Below are 13758 nucleotides of genomic sequence, written 5' to 3' on the forward strand. Positions count from 1 at the left end.
GCCGGTCCGGCCTGTTAGCCGGGATCGGCTCAAGTCCGGCATCGTTGACCGATCGCTGCGTAGGCGCTCAGATCCCACGCCGCGCGATTGCGGGGCGCGGTAGCCGACACCCGCCGAACTCCATCCGGGTCACCGCCGTCGTCGCCGTTGTCGTTGTTGGGGGTGGGTGCCCACCGATGCGGGACGATCAGACCGGGCGCGAGGAGCTGGTACCCGGCGAGCATGGCCGTGATCTCGTCTCGTCCGCGTGGGTGATACGGGATGCCCGCTCGACGCAGGGTGTCGGCGGCGGCCCGGATGTGGTCGGGGTAGAACTCGTCGGTGACGTGAGTGAGCACCAGCCACGTCCCGACCGGGAACCGGGCGGTCAACGCCGAGAGCACGGCGGGGGCGTCGGGAATCCATTCCGCGGTGCCCGACACACACACCGCCACCGGTGCCGACATGTCCATCACCGTGGTGATATCGCCGAAGATCGTGTCAGTGTCGGTGAAGTCGGTATCGGTGAAGAACCGGGTAGGCGGGTCGTGGAACATCGCGCGACCATGAGCAGCCGCGACGATGTCGGAGTCGACATACAACGTGCGCGCGGTGTCGCATTTCGGTTCGGCGATGTCGTGGATGTTCGGGGCGTGGGGCAGACCGCATCCGAGTTCGACGAACTGGGACACCCCGTGCTGGTCGGACAGGTATTCAACCGCGCGTCGGGTGAATCGACGGGATTCGGTGAGCGCGGACCTGATCGTGCTGCTCGACAGGGCCCCGGCTAGCGCCTCGTCGGGTTCGTAGTGGTCTTTCCCGCCCAGGAACGCGCTGTGCAGGCGTGCGGGAGTGGGCTGGTAGGGGTCGATCAAGTGCGGTGGGCGGGTGGTCACGGTCGGGGCTCCTGCCGCGTCGTGTGCGACGGAAGGCCCCCGACCAGCTCCGGGTGTCCGTGGCGAGGGGTGCACGGTGTGGGAGTTGGTCGGGGCCTTCCAGTGTTGCGGGTCAGTGGGTGGTGGGTGCCCCCGGAGGCCGGTTGGGCGGCCTCCGGGGGTTTTCCCCACCCTCGAACCGGCGCGGCTCGGGGGTCGCCGGTGGTTCGAGGTATTCAGGTGATCTTGTGGCGTCGCGCCCGCGCTCGTGGCGGGTGGCGTAAAGCTTTGTGGTGCAACAGGATCAGTCCTCGAGATCCTTGAGGCGGTCGTACCCGGCATCGAGATTGTTGGCAGCTTCGCGGCCCTTGTCGGTGATCACGAACTTGCGGTCGGTGCGGTCGGTGCCGATGACGACGTAGCCGTCCTCGCCGCCGACCAGGGTGAGGTAGCCGTGTTTGAAGAACCAGTAGAATGCGGCCGAGGCGCTGTGACGGCGGGGCATTCCGAGTTGTTGGTAGAGGCGTTCGGCCCATTGGGGTTCGCCGTCTTTCATCGCGGTGAGGACGGCTCGCTGGTTGGCGGTCCAGGGTTGGCGGGCATGGGTGCTCACGTGTGGCTGTCTCCGTTTCTCCGGTTGGTCGAGAAGGAAGTTTGGGTGGCCCCGAAAATCGTCGGGAAACGATTCCGGGGCCGCCCTCGCGCAGCGGGCCGGTGGGGCACTGGGAGGCCGACCGGGGCGCATCGCATCGAGGGCATTCGGTTGGTCGGGGAACGTGCGGTGTTCACGCGGTCAGGGTTGGAGGTAGAGCCGTTCGTTGGGGAGCCTCGACAGGCCCGCGCAGTGGCTGGGATCGACGGTGACGGTGCCGGGTCGGCGGGTGGTCACCTCGCACACGAACACCAGTGCTGCTGTCAAGCAGGCGACGAAATCCATTCGGACACTGGTGAATTGGACTGTGAGATGGATGTCGGGTTCGTCGGGGCAGGGTGAGAGACCGTGGTTCATCGCAGGTGCCGACCGGGTAAGAACCCTAGGGCGCAATGGAGGACGACCGACCCTGATGGCCGGAATGCGCTGATCGCCGGGGATACCCATGTGCGGACCATGAGCGGGTCCGGTACTGGGGACGGCAACGCGATATCGCCTTCACGGATCACCACCACTCGCGCTTCCCACAACCGGGCCACGTTTTCGGGCTCCCCGATCGGCTTGATATCGGAGCGCACCAAGAACGTCCACATGTTGGATCGGGGGTGGCCGATGATCGGCAGCGGCGTGACCCCTCGAACGTCGAGGTCGGTTTTGACTCGTCGGGCGAGGTCGGCGGGCATCATCACTGCCCCGACCATCCCGGCCTTCATCGTGATCCGCCCGGTCGCCGGGTCGATCACCGTGGGCAACGAGCATGTGCGGCGGTAGAACTCGCACCGTGATCGTGGGGTTTCGGTGTAGGCGGTGGCGGCGGGTGGGCTTGCCTGGGTCATGAGAACTCCTTGAGCGACCCGGTCTCGGGGGCGCTGTCCTGGCGCGTCGACCGTTGGCGGAGTGGGCGTTGTGCTGATGAATCCGGCTTTGCGCATGGCGTCGAGCGCTCGGGTGAGGTCGGCACGGGTGTGTTCGAGGGTGACGGGGATGAGGTGTGTCATCGCGTGCCCTGCCTTGCTGGGCGGCGCTGTCCGGCCGTGATCTGCCACTCCGCACGCCGGTTCCGGAAGGCGTCGCCGTTACGGCTCAACGAGTGTAGGGCGCGCGCTACACGCCATGGCGGCACATTCAGGTTGCGGGCGATGGTGTCGGTAGTGAGCTTCCCGCCGGGTGTGAGGACGGCGAGAACATCGGCTTCCAGGGTGGATGTCACTGGGCCTCCGATGAAGTAGGCCGCCCAGCCATGACCACTTTTGTCTGACCTATTGACGGGTCCGGCTCGTTCATCGTTCCTCCGTGTCATCCATCGCGGATGCTTGTTTCGTGTGACGAAACGGGTGACTACCGCAAGCTCGGTAGCTCTACGCGATCAACATTGACTCAATGCAAAGGTCGAAAGAAGGCCATATACGAGGACATGCAGCGGCCACATGGAGCTAGCTCTCTCGTCAAATGTCCCGATAGCGGACTACGCTCGCCTCCATGGCAAACAATGGGAATGCGGCTCTTCGCGCGGCCCGCCAGGCGCTGGGATATCGATCCCAGGCGGCTTTGGCCGACGCGTTGACTGACGCCGCGCGCGCGATCGGACTCCGCATCGAAGTAGCTGCCCGCACCGTACGACGCTGGGAGTCGACAGATCCACCCTGGCCGCATCCAGAACATGCCGCAGCCCTGGAAGCGCTGTTCAAACGCCCGATTACCGAACTCGGGTTCACACCTCCCTGGCCGAACAGCCCAGAAGGGCGAGGTTCCAGAGAAGTATTGGGCACCAACGGGATTCAGAAAACAGGTCGGTACCGGCGCGTCATGGGTGGAGCAGAACTGCCAGCGACGGTCGCGAAGAACTTTGTGGCGATCACGGTCGCTCATCGCGGGATGTACTGGTCGCTCCCAGCAAAGCAACTGCACCGATCCGTCTCTTATCACGCTCGGATGGGGTCCGATCTCATCCCGCAGATCGACGTACGGGCCACCGTGCCGTTGGCAAAAGCAGTCTCTGAAACGGCGCTGCTGGCGGGCCGTCTCGAGTTCTTCGATCTTCAGCAGCCCGACGAAGCCCAGACAAGTTTCGTCCTCGCGCTACAGGCAGCCCACGAAGCAGCAGACGCCCTGCTCGGTTGCGCCGTCCTCGCACACATGGCCTTCATCCCCGCATTCTCCGGCGAGGCGAAAAGGGCCGAGGAAGCGAGAGAGAGGGTACGGGCGGCTCGGGCATTCGCGCGGCGGGGCAACGGAAATCACGAACTGACGGCCTGGCTCGATGCTGTCGAGGCCGAAGTCGAGACGCGGTTCGGCAATACGCGACAGGCACTGGGCCTCATCCGGCACGCCGAACAGTCCTACGCCTCGCATGATCCACAGGTGCAACCGTCACCGCAGTGGCTGGATTGGTTCTCCCCGACGCGGCTCGCGGGTTTCAAGGCCAACACCTTGATTTCCGCAGGGGACGGCCGTGAGGCCCTGGACACCCTGCGGCAAGTCCTCGACGAACTCCCCGCGGAATCGGTGAAACAACGTTCGGTCTATCTTGCCGATGCTGCGGCTGCGTGTGTGTTGGAGAAGCTCCCCGAGCAAGCGTGTGGCTTCCTCGAGGATGCGTTGGATGGAATCGGCGAGCATTGGTACGCAACGACTTTGGATCGGATCAAGGTGGTTCGGCAGGACCTGCGTAAGTGGGACTCGATCCCTGAGGTGCGGGCGTTGGATGAGCGGTTGTATGACTGGCATACAACCGTCAACTCGCTCTCTGGCTAGCGCTCAGCCTTCACGATGTCGGGGAGTTCGGACAGGCTGAGGATTCGCCAGTCCGAGAGCTCCTTCACGTCCTGCCGGTCTTTGTGAATCCATCCCCAAGGCCCGCGCTGGATGTAGGCGGTTCGCATCCCGACCTTTTTGGCCGGGGTGATGTCATTGTCGATGCGGTCACCGACGTAGATGATCTGCTCTGGCGGGCATCCGGCGACCTCGACAACCTTGTCGAAGAACGCGACGTCCGGCTTTGCTACCCCCCAATCATCGGAGGTCGCGATGAAGTCGGTTGGCAGATCGAGCCCACGCAGCAGGCCACCCGCGCGTACGGTCTGGTTCCCGACGATGCCCACCCAGACACCCAACTCGCGCAGGGCTGACAAAGCTGGACGGACATCCGGGTAGAGGTCTTCCTCGCCGAACCACTCCGGCTTGCCTGCATCCGCGCGAGCTTGGCGCTGCTGGTCCAAGTCAAACCCTGGCTTGAACACCTGGAACGTCTCTCGGTAATCCAGACCTTGGGCGATCACAGCGCCGAACACCGAGACGAAGGTATGGCGAGGTACGCCCAACCAGTCCGCCCAGGTGCCGTACTCCCGAGTCTCGTCCACAAGGGTCTCGCCGACATCGAACACAACAGCCCGGATCACCACACAACTCCTACTTCGACCGCCCTACGGAGCGGTGCCAACCTTGCCGGGGACAGTCTAGGGAGCGCAATGCGAACAGGCTGTTCCTAGTTATGCTCGCTGTCGCCGGATGTGCCGACGGTCGAGACCGACGATGGCCTACCAGCCGAATCCGTGACCAGCGTCGCGTTCCCGGTGGCTGTAGGGGTCGAACTCCTCAATGCCGTCGTCATCACCGGCGTATTCGGTGTAGCCGCCAGGTGTAGCGGCATCGATCGCGCTGGCGATGACCGATCCGACCGGGTCCGGTTCGTCGCCCGGTTCGACTGCATCGGAGGGTCGGGGTTCGGTCGCGCTGTACTGGTCGGGCTCGGGACCGCTGAGGTCAGTGTCGGTGATTTCTAGGCGTGCCCAGAGCGCGGCAGCGGGCATTTCATCGGGTAGTGGGCGGGCGCCGGCGGCATCGGTGAGCTGGTCTTCTATGTCTAGGCCGGCTGCTGCGGCGGCGTCGATGTTGGTGGCGATGATCGGCCAGGTGGGATCGGCGCTGATGCGGGGGTCGATGCGGTCGACGGTGGCGGCCCACCGGTGCTGCGGTAGGCGGGTGTTGCCGTCAACTTCGAGGATGCGGCGGTGCAATTGTTGTTGGTGCGCGCGTTCGATCGCGATGTATCGTGCGGGTCCGGTCGGGCGGGGGTCGGACTCCGGGACGTGCAATCCCGCACGCCAAATGGCGAGGTCGGCAACGAGTTCGGGATCTGTACCGAGCAAGGGTCGCGCCCATTTCGGGGCGGTAGCGGAGGTCCAAGCGCGGGCGGTATCGCTGATCTGTCGGGCAAGTTCGGCCACGATCCGTTCGCGCGCTCGCACGGGGGCCGTGTCGTTGTCGGCGATGGGGGCCTCGGTGGGTAGTCCTGGTGTCCACGCCAACGGTCCGGGTCCGGCGGAATGGTTGCCGGTGGGGTCCAGTCGCCAGTCCAACACGGCGGCGGGATCGGTCACGGTGTCGAGTTCACGCGCGGCGATCGCGGTGCGGAGTTCGGTGACCGGGTCGGCCCCGGATAGGGCGAGCATCGCGAGGTGATGGCGCAGGACCGAGTAGGCGGGGCTCTCGGTCAACCCTGGTACGAGTCGTTCGGCGATGCGGTCGATGGTGTCGAGTCGTGTTGCGCCGATAGCGTTTTCGGCTGTCATGCCGAGTGTGTCGAGATAGATGTCTACCGCTCGCCCGATCCGGCGTGCGGGGTCGAGCGCGTCACGGAGTTCGGTGTGAGCGGACGTGCGCGCGCCGTCACGGTCCAACACGTGGTGCAGGTGCTCGACGGCGGTACGCGGGTAGTGCGCGGGCAGGGTGTAGATATCGCCTTCGTCGCCGTCGAGCGCGGTAGCGATGTAGGCGTGGTTGGCTTGGCGTCCGCGCGTCATCGCTACGTAGAACTGTTGGCGTGACTCACGTCCCGACATGGCGACGTGGCAGGAATCCGCGGTGATGCCCTGCGCGGAATCGATGGTCGCGGCATAGCCCAGGTGCAGGTGTTCGTGCACGTAGTCGCCCGGCAACCGCACCACGGCGTCGGTATCGCGACCGTGTACGCGGCGTGCGACGGTGACCGCGCCGTCGGAATGGACTTGCTGGATGGTCCAGGTGTAGCCGTTGCGGACCCAATCGCGGGCACCGACTCGTAAGCGTGGGTCGTTGCGGCGGGTGCGCACGATGTCCCCGGCTGAGGCCACCAACCTGTCAGCGAGGAACACATGCGGGTCGGGTGCACTGGCAGCGGTGATCGCGGGAGCGGTGCGCGCGATCCTGTCCGCGCGGGCTCGCACGTTCAACGCGGACACGATGTCGTGAGTGGGGGCCAACATCACCGCATCCCACCCGTGCTCGATGTCAGCCGCCCACGCCCGGTAAGCGTCCGCGTAGATAGTGCCGAGGTGTCCGGCGTGGATGCGGTTGTTGTCCAGATACCACGCCAACGCGAGCGGGTCACCCTCACGCAGCCCCGTTGACGCCAACGCTTCGCCTCGATGAGCGAACCGCACAACTTCGGTCAAGGTCGGTGCTTGCTCGGGTGCGGCATGGGTCATGTCGGCATGGACGCCACCGGCATCGATCGCCGAGAGCTGCCGGTCGTCACCGATGCACCGCACGGTCGCACCGCGTCCGGCCAGATACCGCAGCAGTTGCAGGCGTTTGGTGGTGGGCAAGGTGACGTGTTCATCGACGATGACCAACGTGGTGGTGTCGATGTCGAGGACCCATTGCGGCAGAAACGGCGGGTAGTCGCCAGTCGTCGCGGCTTGATTGTGGGTGTCGATGACGTGCAACAGCTTGTCCACGGTTTCGGCGCGGGTGCCGATCGACTCGCCCAGCACGGACGCGGCGGCGGCCGTGGGTGCCATCCCGAGAACGGTTCCGCCGCCGGATTCCCACGCGGTGGCGAGGACTTGCATGGCGGTGGTTTTGCCGGTTCCGGCGGGGGCGTTGGCGGTGTGGACACGCATTCCGGCGCTGGCGAACGATTCGATGACCCGAATTTGTCCGGGGTTCAAGGGTTGGTCGGGGTGGGCGGTGTTGTACTCGTAGACCGCACGCGAGACCAATCCGGGGTTCAGGGTGACTCCGCCGGGCTCGACGGAGAGCGCGATCAGTTCGGCTTCGGCGGCCAACGTGGATTCGGTGGTGTAGATCTGCGAGTTCGCGCGGGTGTGGATCGGGGTGCCGTCGCGGCGACGCAACCACGCCGGGACCGCCCGCAAGTCCGGTTGCTCGGTCACGTCGGGGTCACCGCGCGCGACCGATGACGACGGCGATAACGCTTGTGCCAGCAACTTTTCGGTGGCCTGGGCCCATTCGGCGGGGGCGATGTTCCCGCGGATTTGTCGTTCCACTTCGGCGCGGAGGTTGAACTCACGCCAGGTCGCGCGCTTGTCCGACACTGCCGCTAACGCTTGGTCGGCGAGGTGGGTGATGAACGCATGATCGAGTTCGCGGCGCGGGACGTGCGGGGCAGCGAGGGCACGCACGAAAATGTCGTCTACCGCGTCGGGCCCACCGAGCAGCGTTTCGGCGTCCGCGCGCCAGAGCGCGCGTTGTTCGGTGCGTGAAGCGGGCGCATGTTTGCGGGGGCGGGTTTCCAGGGTGGCGCGTTGGCCGAGGTCGTGGACTTCGCTGGGGGTGGGTTCGCGCCCGAACGTGGTGTGGAATGCGGCGGTGAGGGTGTCGAGTCGGTCAGCGATCACGGCGGTGCGTCGTGACCAGTGGTGAATCAATGACAGGGGAACGCCAACGATTTCGCGGACGCGGACTTGGTGGATGTTGCGGTCGGGGCGGGTTTCGAACCGCACTCCGATCGCGGCTTCCAGGTAGTGCTCGAGGCGGGTGTCGTAGATTTCTGACACCGTGACCACCGCTTCATGAACCACGGTGCCGTTGACGGTACGCCATTTGCCGTCCTCGGTCCGCACTCTGTTAGCGACCAGGACATGAGTGTGCAGGTCCGGGTCACCGGCGCGCGAATCGCGGTGGTCGAATGTCGCGGCGACCGCTCCTTGCACGTCGACGTGTCGAATCCCGTTGCGACCCAACCGGGTGAACAGTGCATTGTGCTCCAACCACGACAGCGCGTCGGTGATCGCGGCGCGGTGCGCGGTCTCGATCTTGTGCGCCAGCTCCGGTGTCGCGATCGCCCATAACGCCGACACACTCTTGACAGGGCTGAACGTGAAGTCGAAACCGGCGACCGCTGTGCGGTCCGGGCGCGAGTTTTTCGCGACCCATCCCGACAGTTCGCGTGGGTCCAACGGGCCGCGTCCGTACTCGGTGGTGAACATTTCGGTCGCGACGTCGGTACGGATCTGCGCGCGGATCTGGTCGGGAATATGGGCGGTGACGCACTTGCCCTGGCTGGTGTTGTAGTCGCGGTATGCCTGCGCGGTGGCGGCGGGGAACCCCGAAGTCGTGGAGTAGACGGCGAACTTGTTGCCGAGTTTGGTCGCTTTCTCGGCCAACCGGGCGGCGTAGGCGGGGCGCACTCCAGCCGCGAGGTGGTGCGCGTGGACGCGTTCGCGGACCTGATCGGCGTTGGGATGCATCCCGGCACCGAACAGAAACTTCATCTGATCTTCGGTGACTTCGTCGCCGGGGGTGATCTCGAGGTCGGAAAGTCCGCTGCCGTGCCAGGTTCCGGGGGCTTCGCCGTGCTCGTTGTAATAGTCGGACAGCGATGCTCGCCCGCGCGCTGTGGTGTCATTGGCGGCGGTATTGCGCAGGTAGTACTCGTAGCCGTTGCCTGCGGCGACCTTGTGCATGGTCGCGACCATGCCTCCATGAGACAACCAAACAGGGGCAATTTCAAGACGACCTAGTCTGTGAATCCTTGCCGCAGACGGGGTTTCCGCAGAACGTTATTAACTCGTTACCCTGAGATGCAAGATGTCTGAATGTGAAGGAGCGAAAAATAGGGGTAGGGGGTATGTAGAAATGAGGGTGAGTTTAGTTGCGGGGGTGGGGCATTGATGGGGTGGGGTGGGATGGGTTGCGGGGGTGTGGGTGTGAGTGGGCTGTGTTGGGTACCGGTGGGATGGGTCCGGTAGTGCTGCGGTGATGAATCCGGCGCGCCGGTCGGGCGCGCGCCGGGCGGCGGTTGGCCGTGCTCGCGCGGTGGCTGCGAATCGCGCCGACTGCGACCACTGTTGATCAACAGGCATACTTGAAAGGGGAAGAGCCACTGATCGGGCAGTCGATTAAGGAAATCGAAATGTCCCGTGACAAAAAAGATCGACCGCGCACCGCCGAGTCCGGTGACGCACAGCTACGCCATGACGCGCAGCGACAGGAGGCAAGTCCACCCGACCAACTACCGCCGGGCACTGCGTTCGAAGACTGGGTTGCCTACTGGCAGCCGATCACTCGGCAGTGGCCGCCGCTGGATGCCGAAGGGATCGCGGCCGTTGCTGCGATCGTGGCGCGCATCGATCGCCGCCGCGCCGACGCCACCGATGATGACGACCCTCAGATATCGGGGGCGGAATGAGCCTGGCACGGTGCGGCCGTGGGTCGGTGGGCATGTTGGTGGTCGGGTCCCCTGTGTGCGCTCTGGTCCCGCAGGCGAAGGCAGGTTGTGATCGACAGGCATACTCGATGGGGGATGATCAGCGGGCTGGCTAGTCGAAAGGCGACCAATGCCCAGCCACAACAGAAAAGTTCGACCGCATATTGCCGAGCCCGGTGATACACAGCTACGCCATGACGCGCAGGCGCGGACGGCTAGTGCCACACCGGGATCGGCAGGCAACGGCGCGAGCGCGCTCGACCAGGCACCGCAGCGCACTGCGTTCGAAGACTGGGTTGCCTACTGGCAGCCGATCACTCGGCAGTGGCCGCCGCTGGATGCCGAAGGGATCGCGGCCGTTGCTGCGGTCGTTGCCCGCATCGAGCGCCGTCGCGCCGACACCACCGACGGCGGCGATGACGGAGATGGCGAGAATCCGGGGGCACGGTGAGACACACCGCCCGTAGGGCGACAGCACACCGCCGCCGCTGAGGACAGCGGCGGCGGTGAGGTGTGGCCGGTCGGCGCGCGGCCTGATGCTTACGCGGCGATCGGGTCGACCACGATCCGGTTCGGGTCGAACTTCGGACCGCGTTTGGTGGCGGGCATGACCCGAACCCGGCGGCCCCGCAACGCGCGCTTGATCATCACCCGCTTCTCCTGAGTGTTCGCGTCGTTCCACCGCTGCGTCCACTCCTGCACCGATTCCGCGTGCGCCCCGCTGTGCCGGAGTTCGTCGAGCTCGGGCGCGGCGTCGAGTTCGGCCAGTTGTTGGCGCAGCACGGCGATACGCCGATCCAGTGGCGTGACCGCTTTGTCGTAGCGGGCCAGACTGATTTCCCCGCGCCCCAACCGGTCCGACAGTGCCTCGGCCAGCTCCTCACACTCGGCCAGCTTCTCGGCCACCGGCCGACGCGCCTCGTTCGCTGCTGTCGCTGCGGCGGAGACGGCTTCACTATGGGCGGGGTCGGACAGGATCGATACCACCAACCCACCCATGGCGGTATCGAGCTGGCGCATGTCGATCGATACCTTGTTGCACCCGCCACCGGTCATGCGTTTTTGGCACCAGTACCGCCGCCGCATCGGCCCATCGGCGTACGGTGCCCGGTTCGGCTGCGGGCGGCCGGTCAGCCCGCGACCACACCCACCGCATTCGACCGCACCCGAACACGCGTACTCCGCGCTCGCCGGTCGGCCTCGCCCCGCCGCGTCGAACATCGCGCTCAGTTGTTCCCAATCGGACTCGGCGATCAACGGTGTGCCCGCCATCTTGGACACGAGTTCACCGTGATGGACCACGAACCCGGCGTTGCGCGGGTTCGACAACACTCGCTTGACCTTCTCCCCGGACCACTTCGCCCCGACCGAGGTCGTGATTCCCCGAGCGTTGAGATCGGCAGCGATAGCGCGGTAGCTGTCCCCGGCCAACCGGCGAGCGGCCATTTCCCCGAGTACCGCCGCTTCGGAGGCACGCGGGGTGACCCCGTCGGGCTCGAACCCGAACGGGCGGTGAGTGTGGTTGGGTTCGCCTCGCGCGGCCTTCAATCGCTTGCCACGCTTCACACGCGAGGACAATCGATCCGACTCGTAGGCGGCGGCGGTGAGCTGATCGCGAAAAGCTTTGCGTCCGTTCGCGGTCAACAGATCGTATTCGCCTTCGCTGTCGAGGACCGTAAGCCCTTTCTCTGCGGCATCGATCAACCGCTCGCCCTCGATCGGACGGCGGGAGAAGCGCGCCATGTCGAACACGACCACACCGCCGGTCGCGCCGGACTCGAGTCGTGTCATCAGCCGTTCCCACTGGCGGCGGTATACGCGCCGGTTCCACGCCGATCGGTCGGGATCGATGTGGACTTCCCCGACCTGGCCGCCGTGGTCGGCAATGCGCGCGGTGCAGTCGTCGACCTGTCCTTCGGTGGATCGTTGCCGGTCGTCAGTGAGACGTGAAACCCGCGCGTAGATGTCCAGGACGGGGTCTTGACCGGCTTTGACCTGGTTGTTTGCCAACTCGACGCTCCCTAGGCTAAGGGACCACTAATTATAGATTGGTCCCGGCGAGCTGAGCGAGTTCTTCGCGGCGAAGTCCGGGGACGCGGCGGGTGACGCCGAAGGTGCGTAGGCCGATCCGCTCAGGGGTAGTTCGGTCGCGGCGGGACTTGAGGAACGTTCCGAGGCTTTCCAACTCCATCGTTCCGATCGTAGGCACCACCGGGCTGTCCTGCCTATCCCGGCCGGGTGTACCCACGTCAGGGGTCTGGTTACCACTCGCACGCGATCGCAGGGTGGGGACATGAATCGAATCGATATCGAGCTGCGATCCTGGCTGGGCCTGCTGGTGGTGCTCGGCCCCGTCCTGCTCGTCGCCATGGACGGCTCGGTGCTGTTCCTGGCCATGCCCGCCATCACCGAGGCGCTCTCACCCTCGGCCGACGAAGCCCTCTGGATCCTGGACAGCTACGGCTTCGCGGTCGGCGCCCTGCTGATCGCGTTCGGCACCATCGGTGACCGATACGGCCGCAAACGCCTGCTGATGATCGGCGCGGCGATGTTCGGCCTCGGCTCGGTGGGGGCGGCCTTCGCCACGAGCCCCGCACTGCTGATCGCCTTCCGTGTCCTGATGGGGGTGGCAGGCGCGACGCTGTTGCCGTCGGCGCTCGCCGTGCTCGGCACACTGTTCACCGACCCGCGCCGACGGGCGCAGGCCATCGGCATCTTCGCCGCCACCTTCGCCGCGGGTTTCGCGATCGGCCCGATCGTCGCCGGGCAGCTGCTGACCCGGTTCTGGTGGGGATCGGTGCTACTGATCAATGTGCCCGTGGTGCTGGTGTTCCTGGTGCTGGCGCCGATCCTGCTCGGTGAGGTGCGCGCGACCGGCCTCAGCCGCATCGACGTGGCGAGTGTGCTCACCTCGGCATCCGGACTTCTGGCTGCCATGTACGCGGTGAAACACGGCGCTGCGCAGGGCATATCCATTTCCTCGGTGACTGTGGGCCTGGTCGGTGTGGCGCTGCTCGCGTGGTTCGGCCGCAGGCAGGGGCGCATCGACAACCCGCTCATCGACTTCACCCTGTTCCGCAACCGGGTCTTCACCATCGCTATCGTCACCGGGTTCCTGCCGCTGGCGGCCTGGTCGGCGACCGCGTATCTGGCGGCGATGTACCTACAATCCGTGCTCGGCAGGTCCATCGCCGACGCCGCGCTGCTCGCGGTCCCCGGCGCGCTCGTGCTCACCGCGGCCGCCGTCGTCACCCCGGCCGTCGTGGCCCGCATCGGCCGGTCGGCAGCGTTGATCACCGCCCACTTCACGATCGCGATCGGACTGTCGTTGCTGTTGCCGACCAGCACCGGCAGCGGGGTCGGCTGGTATATCGCCGCGACGGCGGTTGCCGGCATCGGCTACGGCATCTCGTTCAGCGTGGTCGCCGAGATCGCCGTCGCCGCGGTGCCGGCCGAACGGGCGGGCGCGGCGGCCGCGCTGGCCGAGACCGGCAACGAACTCGGCAACGCGCTCGGTATCGCCCTGTTCGGTTCGCTGGCCGCCGTCTTGTTCCGCGTCCACGGTCCGGACCTAGCCCCGACCCTCGGCGAGACTCTGCACCTGCCCGGCCTCGCCCCCGCCGTGCTCGACGACGCCCGCAGCGCCTTCGTCAGTGGACTGCACGTCGTCGCCGCCACCGCGGCCGTCCTGCACGGGGTCCTCGGCTCGGTGGCCCTCCGCGTTCTCCGTGGCGGGGCGCTCACCGCGGCGGATGCGGCGCCGACCGGATCGGCATCTCGTCGACGACGCCCGGCGGACAGCCGAAGCTGACGGATCTACG

The 13758-nt window shown here is 66.0% G+C and carries 11 protein-coding genes and 1 pseudogene; 4 read left to right on the top strand and 8 right to left on the bottom strand.

The annotated features are described in order from the left end of the window. Positions 1 to 29: 29 nt before the first annotated feature. From ACFVVI_RS14580 to ACFVVI_RS14595, 4 genes are all read right to left on the bottom strand, one after another. A complete protein-coding gene (locus ACFVVI_RS14580; RefSeq protein ID WP_387445734.1) occupies positions 30 to 875 on the bottom strand; it encodes an SAM-dependent methyltransferase in 846 nt (281 codons plus the stop codon). A gap of 283 nt (positions 876 to 1158) precedes the next feature. Further along, positions 1159 to 1467 (bottom strand): hypothetical protein, encoded by a 309-nt coding sequence (locus ACFVVI_RS14585; RefSeq protein WP_387445735.1) that lies wholly within the window; start codon positions 1465 to 1467, stop codon positions 1159 to 1161. Between the two features lie 180 nt (positions 1468 to 1647). Continuing rightward, positions 1648 to 1773 carry a hypothetical protein gene (locus ACFVVI_RS14590; protein WP_387445736.1) on the bottom strand — a complete coding sequence of 42 codons (126 nt, stop codon included), beginning with the start codon at positions 1771 to 1773 and terminating at the stop codon, positions 1648 to 1650. Positions 1774 to 1859: 86 nt separating this feature from the next. Then, positions 1860 to 2342 (bottom strand): DNA-directed RNA polymerase subunit beta, encoded by a 483-nt coding sequence (locus ACFVVI_RS14595; protein WP_387445737.1) that lies wholly within the window; start codon positions 2340 to 2342, stop codon positions 1860 to 1862. 643 nt (positions 2343 to 2985) lie between these two features. Here ACFVVI_RS14595 and ACFVVI_RS14600 point away from each other — a divergent pair. Next, entirely contained in the window at positions 2986 to 4260 is a 1275-nt protein-coding gene (locus ACFVVI_RS14600; protein WP_387445738.1) for an XRE family transcriptional regulator, read from the top strand. On the opposite strand, the gene ACFVVI_RS14605 is transcribed toward ACFVVI_RS14600, so the two are convergent. Both ACFVVI_RS14605 and mobF read right to left on the bottom strand, forming a co-directional pair. Continuing rightward, positions 4257 to 4904 carry an HAD family hydrolase gene (locus ACFVVI_RS14605; RefSeq protein ID WP_387445739.1) on the bottom strand — a complete coding sequence of 216 codons (648 nt, stop codon included), beginning with the start codon at positions 4902 to 4904 and terminating at the stop codon, positions 4257 to 4259. The genes ACFVVI_RS14600 and ACFVVI_RS14605 overlap by 4 nt on opposite strands. A 138-nt stretch (positions 4905 to 5042) precedes the next feature. Next, positions 5043 to 9206 (bottom strand): MobF family relaxase, encoded by a 4164-nt coding sequence (gene mobF, locus ACFVVI_RS14610; protein ID WP_387445740.1) that lies wholly within the window; start codon positions 9204 to 9206, stop codon positions 5043 to 5045. Positions 9207 to 9529: 323 nt separating this feature from the next. On the opposite strand from mobF, the gene ACFVVI_RS14615 reads away from it, so the two are divergent. Together ACFVVI_RS14615 and ACFVVI_RS14620 are read left to right on the top strand one after the other, a co-directional pair. Further along, on the top strand, positions 9530 to 9919 hold the full coding sequence (locus tag ACFVVI_RS14615) for a hypothetical protein (protein WP_387445741.1): 390 nt from the start codon (positions 9530 to 9532) through the stop codon (positions 9917 to 9919). A 148-nt stretch (positions 9920 to 10067) separates the two neighbouring features. After that, positions 10068 to 10388: a hypothetical protein gene (locus ACFVVI_RS14620; protein ID WP_387445742.1), complete on the top strand. Its 321-nt coding sequence runs from the start codon at positions 10068 to 10070 to the stop codon at positions 10386 to 10388. A gap of 89 nt (positions 10389 to 10477) precedes the next feature. Here ACFVVI_RS14620 and ACFVVI_RS14625 read toward each other — a convergent pair whose 3' ends face one another. Both ACFVVI_RS14625 and ACFVVI_RS14630 read right to left on the bottom strand, forming a co-directional pair. Then, entirely contained in the window at positions 10478 to 11947 is a 1470-nt protein-coding gene (locus tag ACFVVI_RS14625; protein ID WP_387445743.1) for a recombinase family protein, read from the bottom strand. 34 nt (positions 11948 to 11981) lie between these two features. Further along, a pseudogene (locus ACFVVI_RS14630) lies at positions 11982 to 12128 on the bottom strand (transcriptional regulator); the annotation flags it as partial. A gap of 102 nt (positions 12129 to 12230) precedes the next feature. Here ACFVVI_RS14630 and ACFVVI_RS14635 point away from each other — a divergent pair. Next, positions 12231 to 13748, top strand: coding sequence for an MFS transporter (locus ACFVVI_RS14635; protein ID WP_387445744.1), 1518 nt, complete (start codon positions 12231 to 12233; stop codon positions 13746 to 13748). The last annotated feature ends 10 nt before the right edge of the window (positions 13749 to 13758 follow it).

The sequence above is a fragment of the Nocardia sp. NPDC058114 genome, from assembly GCF_042884695.1.
Lineage (GTDB): Bacteria > Actinomycetota > Actinomycetes > Mycobacteriales > Mycobacteriaceae > Nocardia.

Excerpts from the sequence above, each read along its gene's own strand:
- ACFVVI_RS14595 (WP_387445737.1), bottom strand. The coding sequence starts at position 2,342 with ATGACCCAGGCAAGCCCACCCGCCGCCACCGCCTACACCGAAACCCCA.
- ACFVVI_RS14600 (WP_387445738.1), top strand. The coding sequence starts at position 2,986 with ATGGCAAACAATGGGAATGCGGCTCTTCGCGCGGCCCGCCAGGCGCTG.
- mobF (WP_387445740.1), bottom strand. The coding sequence starts at position 9,206 with ATGGTCGCGACCATGCACAAGGTCGCCGCAGGCAACGGCTACGAGTAC.
- ACFVVI_RS14620 (WP_387445742.1), top strand. The coding sequence starts at position 10,068 with ATGCCCAGCCACAACAGAAAAGTTCGACCGCATATTGCCGAGCCCGGT.
- ACFVVI_RS14635 (WP_387445744.1), top strand. The coding sequence starts at position 12,231 with ATGAATCGAATCGATATCGAGCTGCGATCCTGGCTGGGCCTGCTGGTG.